General features: G+C 63.3%; 18 protein-coding genes. 5 read left to right on the forward strand and 13 right to left on the reverse strand.

All coding sequences use genetic code 11. The features are described from left to right. Positions 1-211 precede the first annotated feature (211 nt). The gene (locus EN845_RS08230; RefSeq protein ID WP_127869989.1) at positions 212-1153 is read left to right on the forward strand and encodes a nucleoside hydrolase; all 942 of its coding nucleotides are present in this window, start codon (positions 212-214) and stop codon (positions 1151-1153) included. 72 nt (positions 1154-1225) lie between these two features. On the opposite strand, the gene EN845_RS08235 is transcribed toward EN845_RS08230, so the two are convergent. The 9 genes from EN845_RS08235 to EN845_RS08275 all read right to left on the reverse strand — a co-directional run bounded on the left by EN845_RS08235 (position 1226) and on the right by EN845_RS08275 (position 7727). Next, positions 1226-1549: a hypothetical protein gene (locus tag EN845_RS08235; protein WP_127869988.1), complete on the reverse strand. Its 324-nt coding sequence runs from the start codon at positions 1547-1549 to the stop codon at positions 1226-1228. A gap of 93 nt (positions 1550-1642) precedes the next feature. Then, positions 1643-2257 carry a LysE family translocator gene (locus EN845_RS08240; protein WP_127869987.1) on the reverse strand — a complete coding sequence of 205 codons (615 nt, stop codon included), beginning with the start codon at positions 2255-2257 and terminating at the stop codon, positions 1643-1645. A 94-nt stretch (positions 2258-2351) separates the two neighbouring features. Then, a complete protein-coding gene (locus EN845_RS08245) occupies positions 2352-3797 on the reverse strand; it encodes an amidase (protein ID WP_127869986.1) in 1446 nt (481 codons plus the stop codon). A 1-nt stretch (position 3798) separates the two neighbouring features. Beyond that, complete coding sequence (locus EN845_RS08250) at positions 3799-4704, reverse strand: ribokinase (protein WP_127869985.1); 906 nt, start codon at positions 4702-4704, stop codon at positions 3799-3801. Between the two features lie 89 nt (positions 4705-4793). Beyond that, complete coding sequence (locus EN845_RS08255; RefSeq protein ID WP_127277096.1) at positions 4794-5276, reverse strand: hypothetical protein; 483 nt, start codon at positions 5274-5276, stop codon at positions 4794-4796. Beyond that, positions 5251-5775 carry a hypothetical protein gene (locus EN845_RS08260; protein ID WP_127277098.1) on the reverse strand — a complete coding sequence of 175 codons (525 nt, stop codon included), beginning with the start codon at positions 5773-5775 and terminating at the stop codon, positions 5251-5253. The genes EN845_RS08255 and EN845_RS08260 overlap by 26 nt, the downstream gene beginning before the upstream one ends. Then, positions 5742-6134 (reverse strand): hypothetical protein, encoded by a 393-nt coding sequence (locus EN845_RS08265; RefSeq protein WP_127869984.1) that lies wholly within the window; start codon positions 6132-6134, stop codon positions 5742-5744. Before EN845_RS08265 ends, EN845_RS08260 begins: the two co-directional genes overlap by 34 nt. A 21-nt stretch (positions 6135-6155) precedes the next feature. Beyond that, positions 6156-6626, reverse strand: a complete 471-nt coding sequence (locus EN845_RS08270) for a hypothetical protein (protein ID WP_127869983.1) — start codon at positions 6624-6626, stop codon at positions 6156-6158. A gap of 222 nt (positions 6627-6848) precedes the next feature. Continuing rightward, the gene (locus EN845_RS08275) at positions 6849-7727 is read right to left on the reverse strand and encodes a bifunctional helix-turn-helix domain-containing protein/methylated-DNA--[protein]-cysteine S-methyltransferase (protein WP_127277104.1); all 879 of its coding nucleotides are present in this window, start codon (positions 7725-7727) and stop codon (positions 6849-6851) included. Positions 7728-7842: 115 nt separating this feature from the next. On the opposite strand from EN845_RS08275, the gene EN845_RS08280 reads away from it, so the two are divergent. Further along, complete coding sequence (locus EN845_RS08280; protein ID WP_127869982.1) at positions 7843-8658, forward strand: class I SAM-dependent methyltransferase; 816 nt, start codon at positions 7843-7845, stop codon at positions 8656-8658. 59 nt (positions 8659-8717) lie between these two features. Here EN845_RS08280 and EN845_RS08285 read toward each other — a convergent pair whose 3' ends face one another. Next, positions 8718-9212, reverse strand: coding sequence for a DUF2244 domain-containing protein (locus tag EN845_RS08285; RefSeq protein ID WP_127277108.1), 495 nt, complete (start codon positions 9210-9212; stop codon positions 8718-8720). A gap of 22 nt (positions 9213-9234) precedes the next feature. Here EN845_RS08285 and nth point away from each other — a divergent pair, with 22 nt between their 5' ends. After that, positions 9235-10041, forward strand: a complete 807-nt coding sequence (gene nth / locus EN845_RS08290; RefSeq protein ID WP_127869981.1) for an endonuclease III — start codon at positions 9235-9237, stop codon at positions 10039-10041. On the opposite strand, the gene EN845_RS08295 is transcribed toward nth, so the two are convergent. After that, entirely contained in the window at positions 10035-10490 is a 456-nt protein-coding gene (locus tag EN845_RS08295; protein ID WP_127277113.1) for a DUF2214 family protein, read from the reverse strand. The genes nth and EN845_RS08295 overlap by 7 nt on opposite strands. 227 nt (positions 10491-10717) lie before the next feature. Between EN845_RS08295 and EN845_RS08300 the strand changes: the two genes are divergently transcribed. Together EN845_RS08300 and EN845_RS08305 are read left to right on the forward strand one after the other, a co-directional pair. Continuing rightward, positions 10718-11257 carry a GNAT family N-acetyltransferase gene (locus EN845_RS08300; RefSeq protein WP_127277115.1) on the forward strand — a complete coding sequence of 180 codons (540 nt, stop codon included), beginning with the start codon at positions 10718-10720 and terminating at the stop codon, positions 11255-11257. An 88-nt stretch (positions 11258-11345) separates the two neighbouring features. Then, complete coding sequence (locus EN845_RS08305) at positions 11346-12422, forward strand: OmpA family protein (protein ID WP_127869980.1); 1077 nt, start codon at positions 11346-11348, stop codon at positions 12420-12422. A 4-nt stretch (positions 12423-12426) separates the two neighbouring features. Here the strand turns inward: EN845_RS08305 and EN845_RS08310 are convergent, their stop codons facing one another. Then, complete coding sequence (locus EN845_RS08310) at positions 12427-14925, reverse strand: EAL domain-containing protein (protein ID WP_127869979.1); 2499 nt, start codon at positions 14923-14925, stop codon at positions 12427-12429. A 243-nt stretch (positions 14926-15168) separates the two neighbouring features. Continuing rightward, positions 15169-15939, reverse strand: coding sequence for an IclR family transcriptional regulator (locus EN845_RS08315; protein WP_127869978.1), 771 nt, complete (start codon positions 15937-15939; stop codon positions 15169-15171). Positions 15940-16038: the final 99 nt, after the last annotated feature.

The following is a 16038-nucleotide window of genomic DNA, read 5'->3' on the forward strand; positions in this document are numbered from 1 at the left end:
TTCAAGCCACCAAAAGACCCGCCCAAAAAGAGCAGGTCGTGGACTCACAGGAATAATCGCCATGGCGCTTGAAACGACGCGCGGATGCAACGAGAAGCGCGCAGGCCGGGACCGTTCCCCGTCAAGCGGCTCGGCAGCTTGCAGCCGGTTGGCGTCTTTCGGGCGCACGATCGGCCCGGTGAGCTGATGGCCAGCTAAACAAGGAATTCAAATGCCCCAACCACGCAAGATCATCATCGACACCGATCCCGGCCAGGATGATGCCGTCGCCATTCTGCTGGCGCTCGGCAGTAGCGAACTGGACATCGTCGGCGTCACCGCCGTTGCCGGCAACGTCCCGCTGAAACTGACCGAAAAGAACGCCCGCAAGATCTGCGAACTGGCCGGTCGGCCGGACGTCAAGGTCTATGCCGGCGCCATCCGTCCGTTGGCGCGCGAACTGGTCACCGCCGAGGAAGTGCATGGCAAGACCGGCCTCAACGGGCCGCAGCTGCCCGAACCGACGATGCAGCTGCAGGCGCAGTATGCCGTCGATTTCATCGTCGAGACGCTGATGCGGGAAGAGAGGGGCACCATCACGCTCTGCCCGCTCGGGCCGCTCACCAACATAGCGCTGGCATTGATCCGCGAACCGCGCATCGCACCGCGCATCAAGGAAATCGTGCTGATGGGCGGCGGCTTCTTCGAGGGCGGCAACGTTACGCCCGCGGCCGAATTCAACATCTATGTCGATCCGCAGGCCGCCGACCTGGTGTTCAAGTCCGGCATCCCGATCGTGATGATGCCGCTCGACGTCACCCACAAGGCGCTGACCACCACCAAGCGCATACAGGCTTTTCGCGCACTGGGCACCAAGGTCGGCACCGCGACCGCCGAGATGCTGGAGTTCTTCGAACGCTACGACGAGGGCAAATACGGCACTGACGGCGGGCCGCTGCACGACCCCTGCGTCATCGCCTATCTCTTGAAGCCGGAGCTGTTCAAGGGCCGCCACTGCAACGTCAGCGTGGAGACCGCCTCGGAACTGACCATGGGCATGACCGTGGTCGACTGGTGGGGTGTCACCAAGCGGGAAAAGAACGCCATGGTCATGCGCGACATCGACCATGATGGGTTTTTCGCGCTGCTGGTGGCGAGGTTGGGGCGGCTTTAGGGCCCCATTTCTCGGCGATTGAGCAGTCTGACCTGATAGTTCATGGCGTGTCGGCACACGACGAACAGCCCCTCAATCGGCAAACCGGTAGAAGACGGAGCCATTGTCGCGGGTAACGCGCTCAATTTTGACACGGGAGCCAATCAGGCGGGGTCGATCGTCGTCAACGAAAACCAGAGCGTTGTTCTCCAGGAACAATCCATATTGAGACGTGCTGGTCCAGTGCCAGTAAACGCCTTCGATCGTCGCGTTGATCGGGTCAATTGATCGAATCGGCGTTGCGTCATTCTCCCACTTACTCTGGGCTAATATGAACATTATCGCAAAAAAACCGGAGAAGAAGACCACGCTGGGCGCGTTCCTCTTCAAACCCTCATAAGTCGACGGTGAAAACATGAATCCCTCAATGTCGATTCATGTGGTAGCTGGAAAGTAGACTTTCAATCAGCCGCCGACGCAGCTTTAACGCGGCGCCGGCCTCGGCTGCCGTTACTTCGACCTTGAAAACGCCAGCCACAGGCCGCCGCCGACCATGAAGCTGCCGCTGATCCTCGACAGGAGCTTGATGCGGCTGGCCGAGAGCATGCGCCCGGCGCGGCCGGCGGCCAGCGCATAGGTCGAATCCGACATGGCGGCGAAGATCATGGCGGTGAGGCCCATGATGACGATCTGCAGCGGGTAGTTGCCGGCGGGAGAGATGAACTGCGGAAAGAAGGCGCCGAAGAAGACCAGCGTCTTTGGATTGCTGAGCGCCACAGCCAAGCCCTGCAGGAAGAAGCCACCGCGGGGCTTCCGAGCGGTTCCGTCGGCGTTCAGCGTGCCCTTTGAGCGGAACATCTGCACGCCCATCCAGATCAGATAGGCCGCACCGATCAGCCTGACCCATTCGAACCAGTGGCCCATGCCCGCGATCAGCGTGTTAAGCCCAATGCCGACGATGGCGATCATGACGGCAAGGCCAGCCTGCGTGCCGGCGACGTTGGCGAGGCCGGCACGGGTTCCGTGGCGGATGCTGTTGGCGATGATCAAGGTGACCGTCGGACCGGGCACCAGAATGATGACGATGCAGGCAAGAACATAGGCGGCGTAGAGTTCCAGCGACATGATTTTTCCTCGCAATGCCGCTGTCGCGGCCTGTCAGGCGACAATCAATGCATGACGGCGAGGGCGAAGCAAGCCGGCTCGCGTCGTACGTGGCTCAGGCGCCGGCCGGCCAGGGCAGGGTCGTCTCATAGGCGACCGCGGCCTTCAGCACGGCAAGGTCGCCGCGTGGCCGGCCGATCAGCTGCATGCCCATGGGCCGGCCCCTGTCGTCGAAGCCGACCGGGACATTGACCGCCGGGCAACCGCCCAAGGTGGCGAAGGCTGAAACCTGCATCCAGCGATGGTAGCTGTCCATTGCCCGCCCGGCGACCTCGCGCGGCCAATGGGTGCCGACATCGAAGGGAAAGACCTGCGCGGTCGGCAGCGCGATGAGGTCGAAGCGTTCGAAGATCGATAGTAGCATCCGGTGCCAGGACGTGCGCATGACCGAGGCCGCGCGAATCTGCGGCGCCGTCAGCCGCATGGCGTTTTCCACCTCCCAGACGGCTTCCGGCTTCAGCAGCCTGCGCCTGGCGGGATCGTCATAGTGCACTTTCAGCGCGCAGCCGCTGCTGGCCTGGCGCAGCGTCACGAAGGCCTGCCAGAGTGCCTCGAAATCGAAATCCGGACGCAAGGGCTCGGTCCGGAAGGATGCATCCGTGAACCGTGCCAGCGCTGCCTCGCACAGGTCGAGGATGCCGGGCTCGACCGGCAGATGGCCGCCGAGATCGCCGAGCCAGGCGACGCGGCCGCCGGTCGCCGGTGGCGCGAGCCCTTCGAGGAAGGATCCCGGCTTTTCATAGGAGAGAGGCGCTTGCGGATGGTAACCGGCCTGCACGTCGAGCAACAGCGCCATGTCGGCGACGTTGCGGCCCATCGGCCCCTCGACGCCCATCTGCGCGTGAAAAACCTCGAAGTCGGGACCGCCGGGCACGAGCCCCTGCGATGGCCGAAAGCCGTAGACATTGTTCCAGGCAGCCGGGTTGCGCAGCGAACCGCCGAAATCGCTGCCATCGGCGACCGGCACCATGTCCAGCGCCAGCGCCACCGCCGCGCCGCCGCTCGAGCCGCCGGCGGTCAGCGCCGGATCGAAGGCGTTCAGCGTTGGCCCGAAGACGTTGTTGTAGGTGTTGGAGCCGAGCCCGAATTCGGGAACATTGGTCTTGCCGATGATGATGGCGCCGGCGTCGCGGATGCGTTCGACGAAGAAATCGTCTTCTTGCGGCACGAAATCGGCGAAGATCGGCGAGCCGAACGAGGTTCTGAGGCCCGTTGTGGAGGCAAGGTCCTTGATGGCGATGGGAAGGCCAAAGAGCGCGCCGGTTCCATCCGTCCGCCTGACATCGGCGGCGTCGGCCTCGCGCAGGATGTCGGCGCGGTCGCGCAGCGAAACGATGGCGTTGACCAGCGGGTTGACCGCATCGATGCGGTCGAGGAAGGCCGTCACCACCTCGCGCACGGAGAGTTTCTTTCGGCGGATCGCGTCGGCGAGTTCGACAGCCGACAGGCGGCAGATGTCGCTGGCCGCGGGTACGGCATGCTTCGTGCGGGGGCGCATCATTTCAACGGGCCTCTTGCAAGGCCTGCTCGACGTCTTTCGCCAGCGGGATCGCCGGCTGGGCGCCGGGCTTGAGGCAAGCGAGCGAGCCGGCAGCGCCGGCACGCGCAAGTGCCTGTTCGAGCGTGAGGCCCGACGACAGGCCGGCGGCGAAATAGCCGCAGAACGTGTCGCCGGCCCCAACCGTGTCGACCGGCGTGATCTTCAGCGCGGGAACAGTCAGGAAATCGCTCGGTGTCGCCGCCATCACGCCATCGCCGCCGAGGGTGACGACGATGGTGCGTCCGGTTTTCCCGGCAAAATCGCGCATGCGTGCCGCACGATCGCGACCCTTCAAGGCCAGCGCTTCACCATAGAGGTCGAACTCGGTCTCATTGGCGACCGCGTAGTCGGCCTTGCCGAGGAAGGCGGCTGCCTCGCCATGAAAAGGAGCGGTGTTGAGGACAGTGACCGCGCCGGCCGTCCTTGCCTGGTCGAGTGCCGCATCGATCGTCGCGAGCGGAATCTCATGCTGCAGCAGCACGACGTCGCCCTTCTTCAGAAAAGCCTTGGAGAGGTCGCCGGGCACCACGGAAGCATTGGCGCCGGGCACCACGGCGATGATGTTCTCGCCATCGTCGCCGACCATGATCAGCGCCGTGCCGGTCGAGGCAAAGGTCTCTCCCACGCCAGACAGGTCGACCTTGGCCTCGCGCAGCAACTCCAGTGCTTCGGGTGCGAAATTGTCCTTGCCAACGGCGCCGACCATGCGCACCTGAGCGCCGGCACGCGCGGCGGCCAATGCCTGGTTGGCCCCTTTGCCGCCAGGCGCCGTCGAGAAACTGGAACCGCTTACCGTCTCACCGGGGCTCGGCAAGCGGTCGACGTTGGCGATAAGGTCGAGGTTGATCGAGCCGACAACGACTATCAAGAAAGTGCCTCCTGCTGAACGCACGGGAAGCTACCCTGCCAGGCCGTTCGATGCCAGACCACGCGAATGGTCCAGCGCGATTTGCTGCCTCACTCGCATCGCACGGTGACGATGCCCTGATAGTTGCCGGCGGGGAAGATACCGCTCGATTTGGTGGCGGTGAGGTCGATCTGCATGGCGTGGGTGCCGTTGACGACCCTTTGCGGCACGCCCCCATTGTTGTCGACCCCCGAGCCATCGAGGCGGTAGACCGAGGCGAAGGTCACGTTGGTGCCGCCGCCGCTCGGCGCCGACGAGAACGCGGCAGGCGCGGGCGCTGAAACAGAATAACAGTCAAGCAGGTTAAGTATCGAGCACAGCAGGGAGCTAGCCACCACGGTGGCATTGGCGCTCGATCCGCCTGCCTGCTTGGAGCCCAGTATGCCGATGGCCGGATTTGCGGTCATCGTGCCCGATGCCCCGACCATGATGGTGCAGGTGCCGATGATCGCCGCCTGCGCCGGAAGGCAGAAACCGGCGAGTGCGGCCATCGCAAGCAGCGCCCGGTTATTTCTTCTTCTTTTTCTTGCCATCGCTGTTTCCGGTCCTGATGCTCCAGCCTTCGTTGGCCCATCCAGGTGATGCGGCAGCGGTGGCGGGAGCGCTTGCGGCCACGCTCGCGGTCGTGCCGCCGTCGACATTGACGCCCATCTTCAACAGCTTTAGCTCCATCTGAAGGCGCTGCACCTCGAGTTCATAGAGCCGGCTGCAGTCGAGACGCTTCGGCGTCCGGCCGATCGGGATCACCACCCGGCCATAGGTGGCGACGCCATTGTTCGTCTGGCTGTTGCCTCTGATAACGCCGAGATCGACATAGGCACCGGAACCGGAAACGGCGGAACGGCAAGTGGTGCCATCCGCGGCGTGAACCTCGTCCTGGCCCTGGGGCAGAGTGACACCGGGCAAGTTGAAGCCGTTCTCGTTCTGGTTGAGATTGTAAATCTGTTCCTGGGCCTGGGTTGGAGCGGTGCTGGTCACAGCAACCGCGAGCGCCAGCGTCAGGACTTGCGGTGCCCAAAAAACTTTCCGCATATCTGTGCCCTTATCTGCGTCTGTTGATTGGGAAAGGGGATGCTCTCGGTACAGATACGCACTTTACGCTCGGCAGCGCCGCCGAAGGGCACGACCACAAGGACAGGGCGGGAAGCCTGCGAGCCCAATTGGAAGACACTTGGAGAGATCTTGGCGTCCACCGGCTGAAAATCCTGATCGTAGACGTGGATTTCGACCTTGATCTTCCGGTCGTAGGGATTGGCGGGGAACACGCGGACCGCGAAGGCGTCGGTGAAACTGTTGACCTCACCCCGCATCGGCGACATCGACTGGGCGCCCGCGGCAATGGGCATCAATCCGGCGGCCAATGCCGCCGCCACGTTCAGAGCATGTTTCAAGGATCCCTCCTTCGCGACGGCCTATTCGCAGCGCAGTGTTACGGTTGCCTGATAGTTGCCGTTCGCGAAGCGGTTGCTGCCACCCTTGGTGCCGGCGAGATGGACCGAGACAAGGTCGGCGCCGGGGGCGGTCAGGGCGGTGGAGGAACCCGTTTCCGCGATCGTGTGGGCGCCGCTGGACAAATAGGTCGGTGTCCAGGTGGTGGCCGTGCTGTCGGCGGCCGGCACGGTGGTGAGGGTCACCGGATCGACGCTCAGCGAAACACCTCCGGTGGTGGTGAGCGTGACTGTTCCAGCCGAACCGCCGCTGTTGTGCGAGCTCAGCGACTGGAGGTCGGGGCTCACCGTCATCGTGCCGTTGGAGCCGACAACGAGCGTGCAGGTCGCGGTGACCGTGCCGTTGAAAATGACATTCTGCGTTGTGGCCATCGCGGCGTGGCCCAGGCACGCGACAAGCAAGGCTGCACCGACGGTGGTGCGAAACAACGGCATCGAGACCCTCCTATTAAGTCGGACCGCCCGAATTAATATGGGTCATCATCGCTTTTGCATGGTTAATTTAGCGTAAACTAAAATAAAGCGTCGAAACAATAGCCAAGAAGAAACCGATGGTTGTAGCCGGTTGTATCCAGAAATTTCGAAAAGAATTCGCACCAATACTTTAAAATCCGAATATTCATATATTCCTTGGAACCGGAATTAAAAATCGACATTTCAGGATGAGATCTGCCCTGCCTCCCAGCCCAGGATGGCCCGCTTGCGGGTCAGGCCCCAGTGATAGCCGGTAAGATCGCCTGATTTGCCGATGGCGCGGTGGCAAGGCACCACGAAAGAGAGCGGGTTGGCGCCGTTGGCGGCGCCGACCGCGCGGCTGGCGCTCGGCGCGCCGATGCTGGCGGCGATCGAGGAATAGGTGCGGGCCTTGCCCATCGGGATCCGCAGCAAGGCTTCCCAGACGCGGACCTGGAAGTCGGTGCCGATCATGACGACGTGCAGCGGCTGGTCGGCGCGCCACAACGTCGGCTCGAAGATGCGCGCGGCATAAGGGCCTGTCGCTTCCCGGTCCTCGACATAGAGGGCGTTGGGCCAGCGCCCCGACATGTCGGCGAAGGCGGTGCGCTCCTCGCCGGCGTCGGAGAACGCGAGGCCGGCAAGCCCGCGGTCCGTGGCCATGATCAAGGCGGTGCCGAATGGGGAGGGGTGATAGCCGTAGCGGATGGTGAGGCCGGCGCCGCGCGTCTTGTAGTCGCCAGGCGACATCGCCTCATGGGTGACGAACAGGTCGTGCAGCCGGCCGGGACCGGACATGCCCAGTTCAAAAGAGGTTTCGAGCAGCGGCATGCCGGAATCGAGCAGCTTGCGCGCATGGTCCAGCGTCACCGCCTGCAGGAAGGCCTTGGGCGACAGACCGGCCCAGCGGGTGAAGAGTTTTTGCAAGCCGGTCGGCGTCTCGCCGACCTCTTCGGCCAGTTCTTCCAGCGATGGCTGGTCGCGATAGTCGAGGCTGATCTTCTCGATGGCGCGGCGCACGATTTCGTAGTCGCTGCCCTTGGGCGTGATGTCCCTCTTGAGGACTGCCGTGTGTGTGCTCATGGACCTGTCTCCTTGGGCGGGAATATCGCCCCTTGGGGCGCCGATCGCCACCCGAAACTTGCCTTCTTGCAGCACCTGCCCAGATAGACTGGGGATTCGAGCCCGGGAGCCGCTCATGGTTGGCGAAAAAGTACATTTGACGGGAGCAAAAGAGACCTTGCTCATGACCCTGTACGGCAAGGCGCTGGAGAGCAGGATGCCCCAGTCGCTGCTCGGGGACCATTTCGCCGACGCGGCGCTGCGCAAGATCGACTATGATTTCGCCAGGCTCAAGGTCGACGAGAATCTCGGCATCGGCCTGGCGATCCGAGCCAAGACATTGGACGTCCGCGTCGAGGATTTTCTGGCCAGAAATCCTGGCGCCATCGTGCTGCATCTGGGTTGCGGGCTTGATACCCGCATCTTCCGGGTCGATCCTCCACCGTGGGTGGACTGGTTCGATATCGACTATCCCGAAGTGATCGAACTCAGGCGCAAGCTCTACCCGTCCCGCGACCATTACCACCTCATCGCTTCGTCGGTGACCGAGCCCGGCTGGTTGGCCGACGTGCCTCGCAACCGCCTGGCCATCGTGGTGGCGGAGGGATTGACGCCCTATCTCCCCGCCGACGAAGGGCTGCGCCTGCTTTCACGGCTTGTCTCGCATCTTGCCGGCGGCGAACTGATCTTCGACGCCTACAGCCGTTTCGGCCTGACGCTGCTTCGCCTCAATCCGACGATCAAGGCGACGGGCGCCGAGGTCCACTGGGCGATCGACGACCCGCACGAGCTGGAACTAGCGGTTCCGAAGCTGCGGTTCATCGAGGATATTTCGGCCTACAAGCCCGAGCACGCTGCCCGCATGGGCTGGTCCGCCAAGCTGTTCGTCCGCCTTTGGAAACACATTCCGGCGCTGCGCAAGGTCGGCAGGCTGCTGCGGTATCGCTTCTGAAGCACATTGTTTGCCGCAATTGCGGACGGAAAACCGCTTCACACTTTTCTGGGAATTGCTTAGCGCGCCTTGGCGGTCGCCAGAGCGCGCGCGAAGGCGGTGGCGAAGCTCTCGCGGGAATCGGGATCGAGGAAGCCGCCGATCGGCACGTTCTGGCCCTGTGCTTCCACGGTCATTCTGGTGATGCCGATCTCGGCGTGCCGGGCGATCGAAAACCGAGCCCAAAACGGATTGAAGCGGTGCGCTTCCGACTTTCCCGAGGGGGCCGTCTTGCGGATATCGAGGCTGGTTCGCGAGACCGACACTTCCTCGCGGGCGCGGGCGGCCCGATAGTTGACGCGGAAGGCGATGTAAACGGCGATCACGTCGAGGCCGAAGAAGCCGAACACCGGCCAGGCGCCGCGGGACAGGAAGAACGCGCCCGTCACCAGCCAGCCGAACGTCAGGGCGCCCATCAGGATCAGGAAGCCCGTCCTGCCCAGCGACCGGTGTGGGGTCAGCAATGCATGAAAGAAGGGCTCATCAGCCTGAAACGAGGCGTTTGTGTCGCTCATGACAGACTATTATAGGAGGGAAATGGCGCGCCCCAAGTCCAAAGATTCGTCCCTGCCCAAAAGTGAACTGTTGCCCGGACGGCGCGACGGCGCGAACGCCAAACCGCGCCTCAGGCCCGCGCGGTCCAGATCGATTTATAGCCCGACGGAAGTGCGCGAGATATTCAGGCGCCTTTCAGTGCAGCGGCCTGAGCCCAAGGGCGAGCTCGAACATGTCAATGCCTTCACGCTGCTGGTGGCCGTGGTGCTTTCGGCGCAAGCGACCGATGCGGGCGTCAACAAGGCGACGCGTGCCTTGTTCAAGGTTGCCGATACGCCACAAAAGATGCTGGCGCTCGGTGAAGCCAGGGTCGGCGACTTTATCAGGACCATCGGTCTCTGGCGCAACAAGGCCAAGAACGTCATCGCCCTGTCGGAGGCGCTGATCCGCGACCATGGCGGCGAGGTGCCTGACGACCGCGATGAGCTGGTCAAGCTGCCCGGTGTCGGGCGCAAGACCGCCAATGTCGTGCTCAACATGGCCTTCGGCCAACATACGATGGCGGTCGACACGCACATCCTGCGCATCGGCAACCGGCTTGGCCTAGCGCCCGGCAAGACCCCGGAACAGGTCGAGCAGGGATTGTTGAGGATCATCCCGGACGAATATATGCGCCACGCCCATCACTGGCTGATCCTGCATGGCCGCTATGTCTGCAAGGCGCGCAAGCCGGATTGTCCGGCCTGCGTCATCGCCGATATCTGCAAGGCGGAGGTGAAGACGACCAGCATTCCGGCACCCCTGGTGCCGATCGCTCCACTTGAAACGGTTTCCGCCGACGATCAGTAGCCGTAGCCACGCGCCATCGCCGCCGCGAAGACCGGGATCAGCAGGAAGACGAACGCCTCGGCGCGGATATAGGTCTTCACCGAGGCCAGTTCGCCGACAGGCACGGCGAAGGAAGGATTGGTACTCGCCTGCCGGCTCCAGGAAATGAAACGCACGGTCGGGACGATCGACAGCAGGCCGACGATGCCGAACGCCGCCATCTTGGCCCAGAACACCCAATTGTGGACGTAGAACTCCCAGCCCTTGAGCCCCCAGACGACACGGCCGATGCCGACGATGATGATGAGCGCGGCGATGATGCCGTAGTGGCGGTCGATGCCGGCGAGCCGCTTGAGCGTCGCGGCGGGCAGGTCGCCACGGATCAGCACGAATTCGGCGCCGATGATCCCCGCCAGCGAGAACACCAGCAGATGGTGGATGATGGCGAGCACGAGGTCGGTGGTGTCCATGCTCGTTTCCCTCGGATCGGCGGCACTGGGCGCCTCAAAATTTGGGCTGCTGAATCAGCCCGCGTCGAAAATAACACCGCCGCGCAAAAATCCCAAAGCGCTGCCCGGATGTCGTGAAGGCAGCCGGACGTCGCGCTTTCGTCCTGGATGACGGTCCCTGGGTTCCCTGGCTCTTGCACGGCGCCGTCGATTTGCTAACCCGCAGGCCGTAACGCGAGGCAAATCCAATGAATCCGACGCAAGCGACTGTCGCCCCCGTCATCGAGACGCCACGAACCATCCTGCGGCCACACCAGCTCGGCGACTTCGATGCCTATGCCACGATGTGGGCCGATCCGGTCGTCACCCGTTTCATCGGCGGCAAGCCGCGTACGCGTGAGGAAAGCTGGATGCGCTTCCTGCGTCACGCCGGCCTGTGGTCGCTGTTGGGCTATGGGTTCTGGGCCATCGAGGAGAAAGCGACTGGCCGCTTCGTCGGGGAGGCCGGGTTCCACGATCTGAAGCGCGACATGGAGCCGTCGATCGAAGGCATCCCCGAGGCGGGGTGGGCGCTCGCTCCGGCCGCGCATGGCGCTGGCCTTGCCACGGAGATCGTCAGCCGTGTGCATGGCTGGGGCGACCAGACGTTCGGACGTGCCAGAACCGTCTGCATCATCGATCCCGAAAATACGGCCTCGTTGAACGTCGCCAGGAAGTGCGGCTATACCGAGCTGACGCAGACCCTCTATCACGATGCGCCGACCATCCTGCTGGAGCGGCTGCCCTGAGTGGCGTCATCGACTGGACATACCCGCTCTGCTAGCATCGATCATCAAGCGAGGGGATCGATCGATGCATGCATTAAAGTCGACAATCATGAGGTTTTTCTGGGCGGGGCTTGTTCTCGCGCTGACAGTGCGGCTCGCGGCAGCCGACGCGACGGTGCCGACCGCCGATATCGGGGGCGCCGCCGACAATCAACTGGCCAAGCGCTACGAAGGCTCTTTCATCGTGTCCTACGCAAAGCTTGCCTTTACCGACTTCAGCGTACCGCTGTCGCCCCTGAAGCCAAGCGCAGATCCGGACGCGCGCGACGCCATGAACAATCGCGTTTTCGCGCCGGACAAGAAGGCCGAGGTGGAGGGTGCCCTGACCCGTATCGCCTATGTGCTGCCGGCCGAGCGCTCGCCGCTCGAGGTGCTGCGCAATTATCAGGATGTGATCAAGGCAGCAGGCGGCGAAGTCCTGTTCGAATGCAAGAAGGAGGAATGTGGCGGCGCTGCCGACCGCTCGTCGAGCGGCGGCGGCGGCGACATGAGCCTGACGATGTATTCCTTCCACGAAAGCGATCTCAAGGACGCGGCATTCTCCAATGGCGCTTGCGCGTTGGCTTCCGGCATCAACGACCAGCGCTATTTCTCGGCCAAGGTGCCACAGGACGGCGGCGACGCCTATATCACGGTACAGACCTATTCGTTGACCGACGATCTCTACTGCAAGGAACTCAACGGCCGCACCGTTGCCGTTGTGCAGGTGCTGGAACCCAAGGCGCGCGACAAGAAAATGGTGGTCGTCGAGGCGGCCAAGATGGCGGATTCGATTTCCGCCACCGGCAGCATTTCACTCTACGGCATCTTCTTCGACACCGGCAAGGCGGTCATCAAGCCGGAATCGGAACCAACGCTTAAGGAGATTTCGACGCTGCTGGCAAACGAACCCGATATGGCGGTCATCGTCGTCGGTCACACCGACAATCAGGGCGCCTTCGACTATAATATCGATCTGTCGTCGCGGCGTGCGCAAGCGGTCAAGAAGGTGCTGGTGTCGAAATATGGCATCGACGGCAAGCGGCTGACCGCCGCCGGCGCCGGCATGATGGCGCCCGTCGCCAGCAATGATGACGAGGCGGGCCGTGCCAAGAACCGCCGGGTGGTTCTGGTGAAACTGAACTGATCGTTTAGCCGGCCTTGCGACCCAGTTTCCGAGCAAGGTCGGCCCATGGATCGGCGCTCGGCGCGACCGGCGTGACGCTCCGGCCCAGCAGCACCGTCGAGGCATCGAACGGCGTCGGCCTGGCGATCCCGTAGCCCTGGGCATAGTCGACGCCGATGGTCTTCAGAGCGGCGGCGATGTCGTCGCTTTCGACGAATTCGGCGATGGTGCGCTTGCCCATGATCTTGCCGATATGGTGGATCATCTCGACCATGGCGCGGTCGATGCGGTCATCCAGCATGTCCTTGACGAAGCTGCCGTCGATCTTGAGGTAGTCGACCGGCAGGTGCTTCAGATAGGCGAAGGACGACATGCCGGAGCCGAAATCGTCGAGCGCGAAACGGCAGCCCAACCCGCGCAGGTCGGCCATGAAGCGCATGGCACTGGTAAGATTGGCGATGGCGCTGGTTTCGGTGATCTCCAGGCAGATCATGGCCGGCGAAATGCCATGGACGAGGAACTGCTCGCGCAGGAAGCCGAGAAACGTCTCGTCGCCGAACGTCGCTCCGGAAAGATTGATGGCGCATGTGGCAATCGGCGGCATGCGCTGATCGGCTTGCCGCGCCGCCAGGATGCGGAATGTATTGCGCACCACCCAACGGTCGATCGACGGCATCAGGCCGTAGCGCTCGGCGGCGGGAATGAAGCTCTGCGGGGTAACGAAGCCGCCGTCTTCATCGGTCAGCCGCAAGAGAATCTCGATATGCGCTCCAGCCTCGGCGACGTCGTCGTTGAGCGGCCAGATTTCCTGGGCATGAAGCCTGAAGCGATCTTCTTCGAGCGCGGCGTGCAGGCGCTGCACCCAGGCCATCTCGCCGAAGCGCTCGCGCAAGGCGACGTCGCCGTCGCTATGGATCTGGACGCGGTTGCGGCCTTTCTCCTTGGCCATGTAACAGGCGACGTCGGCGGCACGCAGTGCCTCCTCGATCGTCACATGCGTATTGGCGATCTGCACCATGCCGACACTGACGCTGGTGTTGAAAGGCCGGCCATCCCAGGCGAAATGCAGCTCCTGCACGGCGGCGCGCAGCCGTTCGGCGATGTCGGCCGCATTGTCCGCCTCGCAATCGATCAGCAGCACGCCGAATTCATCCCCGCCCAACCGGGCCAGCACGTCGCCCGGCCGCAGCTCGTTGATCAGCAGCGAGGAGATCTGGCGCAGCAACTGGTCGCCAGCGGCATGGCCGCACGTATCGTTGACCAGCTTGAACTGGTCGAGATCGAGATACATCAGCGCATGCTGGCGGGCCCCGTCCTGCAATTCGACGATCGTCCGTTCCAGCCGGCTTTCGAAATCACGCCGGTTGGCGAGCCCGGTCAGCGCGTCATGCGAAGCCTGCCAGGAAAGCCGCTCGATATAATCCTCTTCCCGGGTCATGTCGTGGAAGGCCAGCACGGCGCCGACGATCCCACCGGAAACGAGCAGCGGCGCGCCGGTCAGCGCGACCGGAACAACGGAGCCGTCCGGCCGCTGCAGCAATTGCGGACGGGCGCTGGAGCGGCGTGGCTCGCCGGCCAGCAGGCGTTCGATCAATTGAGGCTCTTCGACGCTGGTGTCCTTGTCCACCAGCCGAAACAGCGACGCCAACGGCTTGCCTCTGGCGGAGCCGAACGGGCATGCCAGCAATTTCTCGGCAACCGCGTTCATGTAGTCCAGCCGCCCATCGGGGCCGGTGCTGATGACGGCCTGGCCGATCGAAGCCAGCGTGACCTGGGCGCGCTCGCGCTCGGCGTTGAGCGCCAGCTGGAAGGCCTGGCGCTGCGCCAGAAGTTTGCGGGTGCGCCAGACGGCGAGCAGTATCAGCAAGGCGGCGGTGACGAGATTGGCAAAGGTGAGCAGCATCTTGATGAAGCGCGATCCTTCGCCGAGGCTGTCCGAGAAGGCCTTGGAGAGCGGGCTGATCTCTCGATCGAGTTGATGGATTTGCGTCTTCCAGGCGCTGATCTGGGCCAGGGATGCCGGGGCCTTGCTCAGTTTGTCGTGCATCTCGTCGCCGAGCTGCCGGATGGCGAGGATCATGACATCGGCCGCCGTCCAGTGCCGCACGGCGGCGTCGAGATAGCTGAAGCTACGGAAATTCTGGAACAGCCAGATCATCCCCGCAACGTCGTCCGGGTGGTTCCTGCCGTGCAGAAAGCCCGCGCGTGCAGCCTGGGTGTCGGGCTCGGACTGCTCGAGGGCCAGACGGGCCGAGCGATCGGCCAGTGGAACGGCGATCGCGGCACGATACTCGCTGAAGAATTCCTCATTGCCGGTATCGGCGTAGAGGCTGAGGAAATAGATGGCGTGCTTTTGCCCCTTGGACCACTGGCTTTCGCCGCCGACATAGGCGCGAACCGCCGAAAGCGTATAGAGGCTCAGGCTGGCGACCAGCGCCTGAATGAGAACGACGGCGAGGAACGGCCACACAAGCCCGAGAAGGCGGGGGCTTGCGTCCATCGATGACAGCTTCATCGAATTCATGGACGTGCCATGATCCTGTCAGCGCGTCCGTCCGGCTGTTTCATCCGCCGGTTGAGACGATGTTGCTCCCTCATGTCGCTCAGATGGCGACACCAATCCGGGTATCATGAGGGGCTTAACAGCAAATAAATAGTTTCCGGCTGCCGGGAATGACCGAATATTACGCTGCGTCAAGTAACAGCTTCAAGTTGAATCAGTTTGTATTCGAAACCTGGCGGCCCTCTTCCGGCCGTAGCCGCGCGGCTACGGCAGAGCGTCCGCCGCTAGGCTCGCCTGCTCCAGCATGGAGGCATCCTCACCGAAGGCACGGGTGGCACGGGCCGCCGCCTCGAGCAGCGGGCGCTTCATGCGCTGAAGGAAGGCCGCGTCGACGCGCGTGCTTGGACCAGCCAGCGTCAACGCGCCAAGCAGCATGTGTCCCGGCCCGAAAACCGGCGCCGACACGCCCGCGGTCTCGGGGTCGCGATCGCCCACGGCGAGACAGATGCAGTTTTTTCGGATGGTTTCGTAGGGTTCGCCCTGCTGGCCGGAAAATGCTGCCAGCACGCGGCCGCCGGAGCCGGCCAGCAGAGGCAATACGTCGCCTTCGCGTATCGTGTAGCGGATCGGATGCTTGGATTCGACCCGATAGAGACAGGTGCGCACGTCTCCCGAGCGGACGTAGAAGGCAACGCTCTCCCAGCTTCGTTCGGAGAGCTCGCGCATGATCGGCAACAGGATGTCGACCGCCACGACCGAGCGCTGGTAAAGCGCGCCCAGCCGAAAGGCGGCGGGCCCGACGCGGTAGCGCCCATCGTCGAGGCGCTCGAGCAGTTGGCCGCGCAACAGCGAATTGGCGAGCCGCAGGATCGTGCTTTTGTAGAGGCCAGTGCGCGCCGCGATTTCAGCCAGGCTGAGCGAGCGGTCGGCCGTGGTGAAAGCATCGAGGATGGCGATCGCCCGGTCGAGTGCGGCAACACCGTCGGCGGACGCTCGCCGGATTTCCGCATCAGCTGAGTTGGCTGGTAAGTCCATTGTGGTTCCAAATCGGAGAAGCCCGAGCGGAACCACTCTGTCGCGCCGCTGGAGCGTTCTGTCCAGCAGAATATCGTTCCTGTTGACGGAACGAGGTAA

Source organism: Mesorhizobium sp. M8A.F.Ca.ET.202.01.1.1 (assembly GCF_004791595.1).
Taxonomy (GTDB): Bacteria; Pseudomonadota; Alphaproteobacteria; order Rhizobiales; family Rhizobiaceae; genus Mesorhizobium.

Bases quoted from the DNA above. Each gene is read 5' to 3' on its own strand.
- EN845_RS08230 (WP_127869989.1), top strand. From the start codon at position 212: ATGCCCCAACCACGCAAGATCATCATCGACACCGATCCCGGCCAGGAT.
- EN845_RS08235 (WP_127869988.1), bottom strand. From the start codon at position 1,549: ATGTTTTCACCGTCGACTTATGAGGGTTTGAAGAGGAACGCGCCCAGC.
- EN845_RS08240 (WP_127869987.1), bottom strand. From the start codon at position 2,257: ATGTCGCTGGAACTCTACGCCGCCTATGTTCTTGCCTGCATCGTCATC.
- EN845_RS08245 (WP_127869986.1), bottom strand. From the start codon at position 3,797: ATGATGCGCCCCCGCACGAAGCATGCCGTACCCGCGGCCAGCGACATC.
- EN845_RS08255 (WP_127277096.1), bottom strand. From the start codon at position 5,276: ATGGCAAGAAAAAGAAGAAGAAATAACCGGGCGCTGCTTGCGATGGCC.
- EN845_RS08260 (WP_127277098.1), bottom strand. From the start codon at position 5,775: ATGCGGAAAGTTTTTTGGGCACCGCAAGTCCTGACGCTGGCGCTCGCG.
- EN845_RS08270 (WP_127869983.1), bottom strand. From the start codon at position 6,626: ATGCCGTTGTTTCGCACCACCGTCGGTGCAGCCTTGCTTGTCGCGTGC.
- EN845_RS08275 (WP_127277104.1), bottom strand. From the start codon at position 7,727: ATGAGCACACACACGGCAGTCCTCAAGAGGGACATCACGCCCAAGGGC.
- EN845_RS08280 (WP_127869982.1), top strand. From the start codon at position 7,843: ATGGTTGGCGAAAAAGTACATTTGACGGGAGCAAAAGAGACCTTGCTC.
- EN845_RS08285 (WP_127277108.1), bottom strand. From the start codon at position 9,212: ATGAGCGACACAAACGCCTCGTTTCAGGCTGATGAGCCCTTCTTTCAT.
- nth (WP_127869981.1), top strand. From the start codon at position 9,235: ATGGCGCGCCCCAAGTCCAAAGATTCGTCCCTGCCCAAAAGTGAACTG.
- EN845_RS08295 (WP_127277113.1), bottom strand. From the start codon at position 10,490: ATGGACACCACCGACCTCGTGCTCGCCATCATCCACCATCTGCTGGTG.
- EN845_RS08300 (WP_127277115.1), top strand. From the start codon at position 10,718: ATGAATCCGACGCAAGCGACTGTCGCCCCCGTCATCGAGACGCCACGA.
- EN845_RS08305 (WP_127869980.1), top strand. From the start codon at position 11,346: ATGAGGTTTTTCTGGGCGGGGCTTGTTCTCGCGCTGACAGTGCGGCTC.
- EN845_RS08310 (WP_127869979.1), bottom strand. From the start codon at position 14,925: ATGAATTCGATGAAGCTGTCATCGATGGACGCAAGCCCCCGCCTTCTC.
- EN845_RS08315 (WP_127869978.1), bottom strand. From the start codon at position 15,939: ATGGACTTACCAGCCAACTCAGCTGATGCGGAAATCCGGCGAGCGTCC.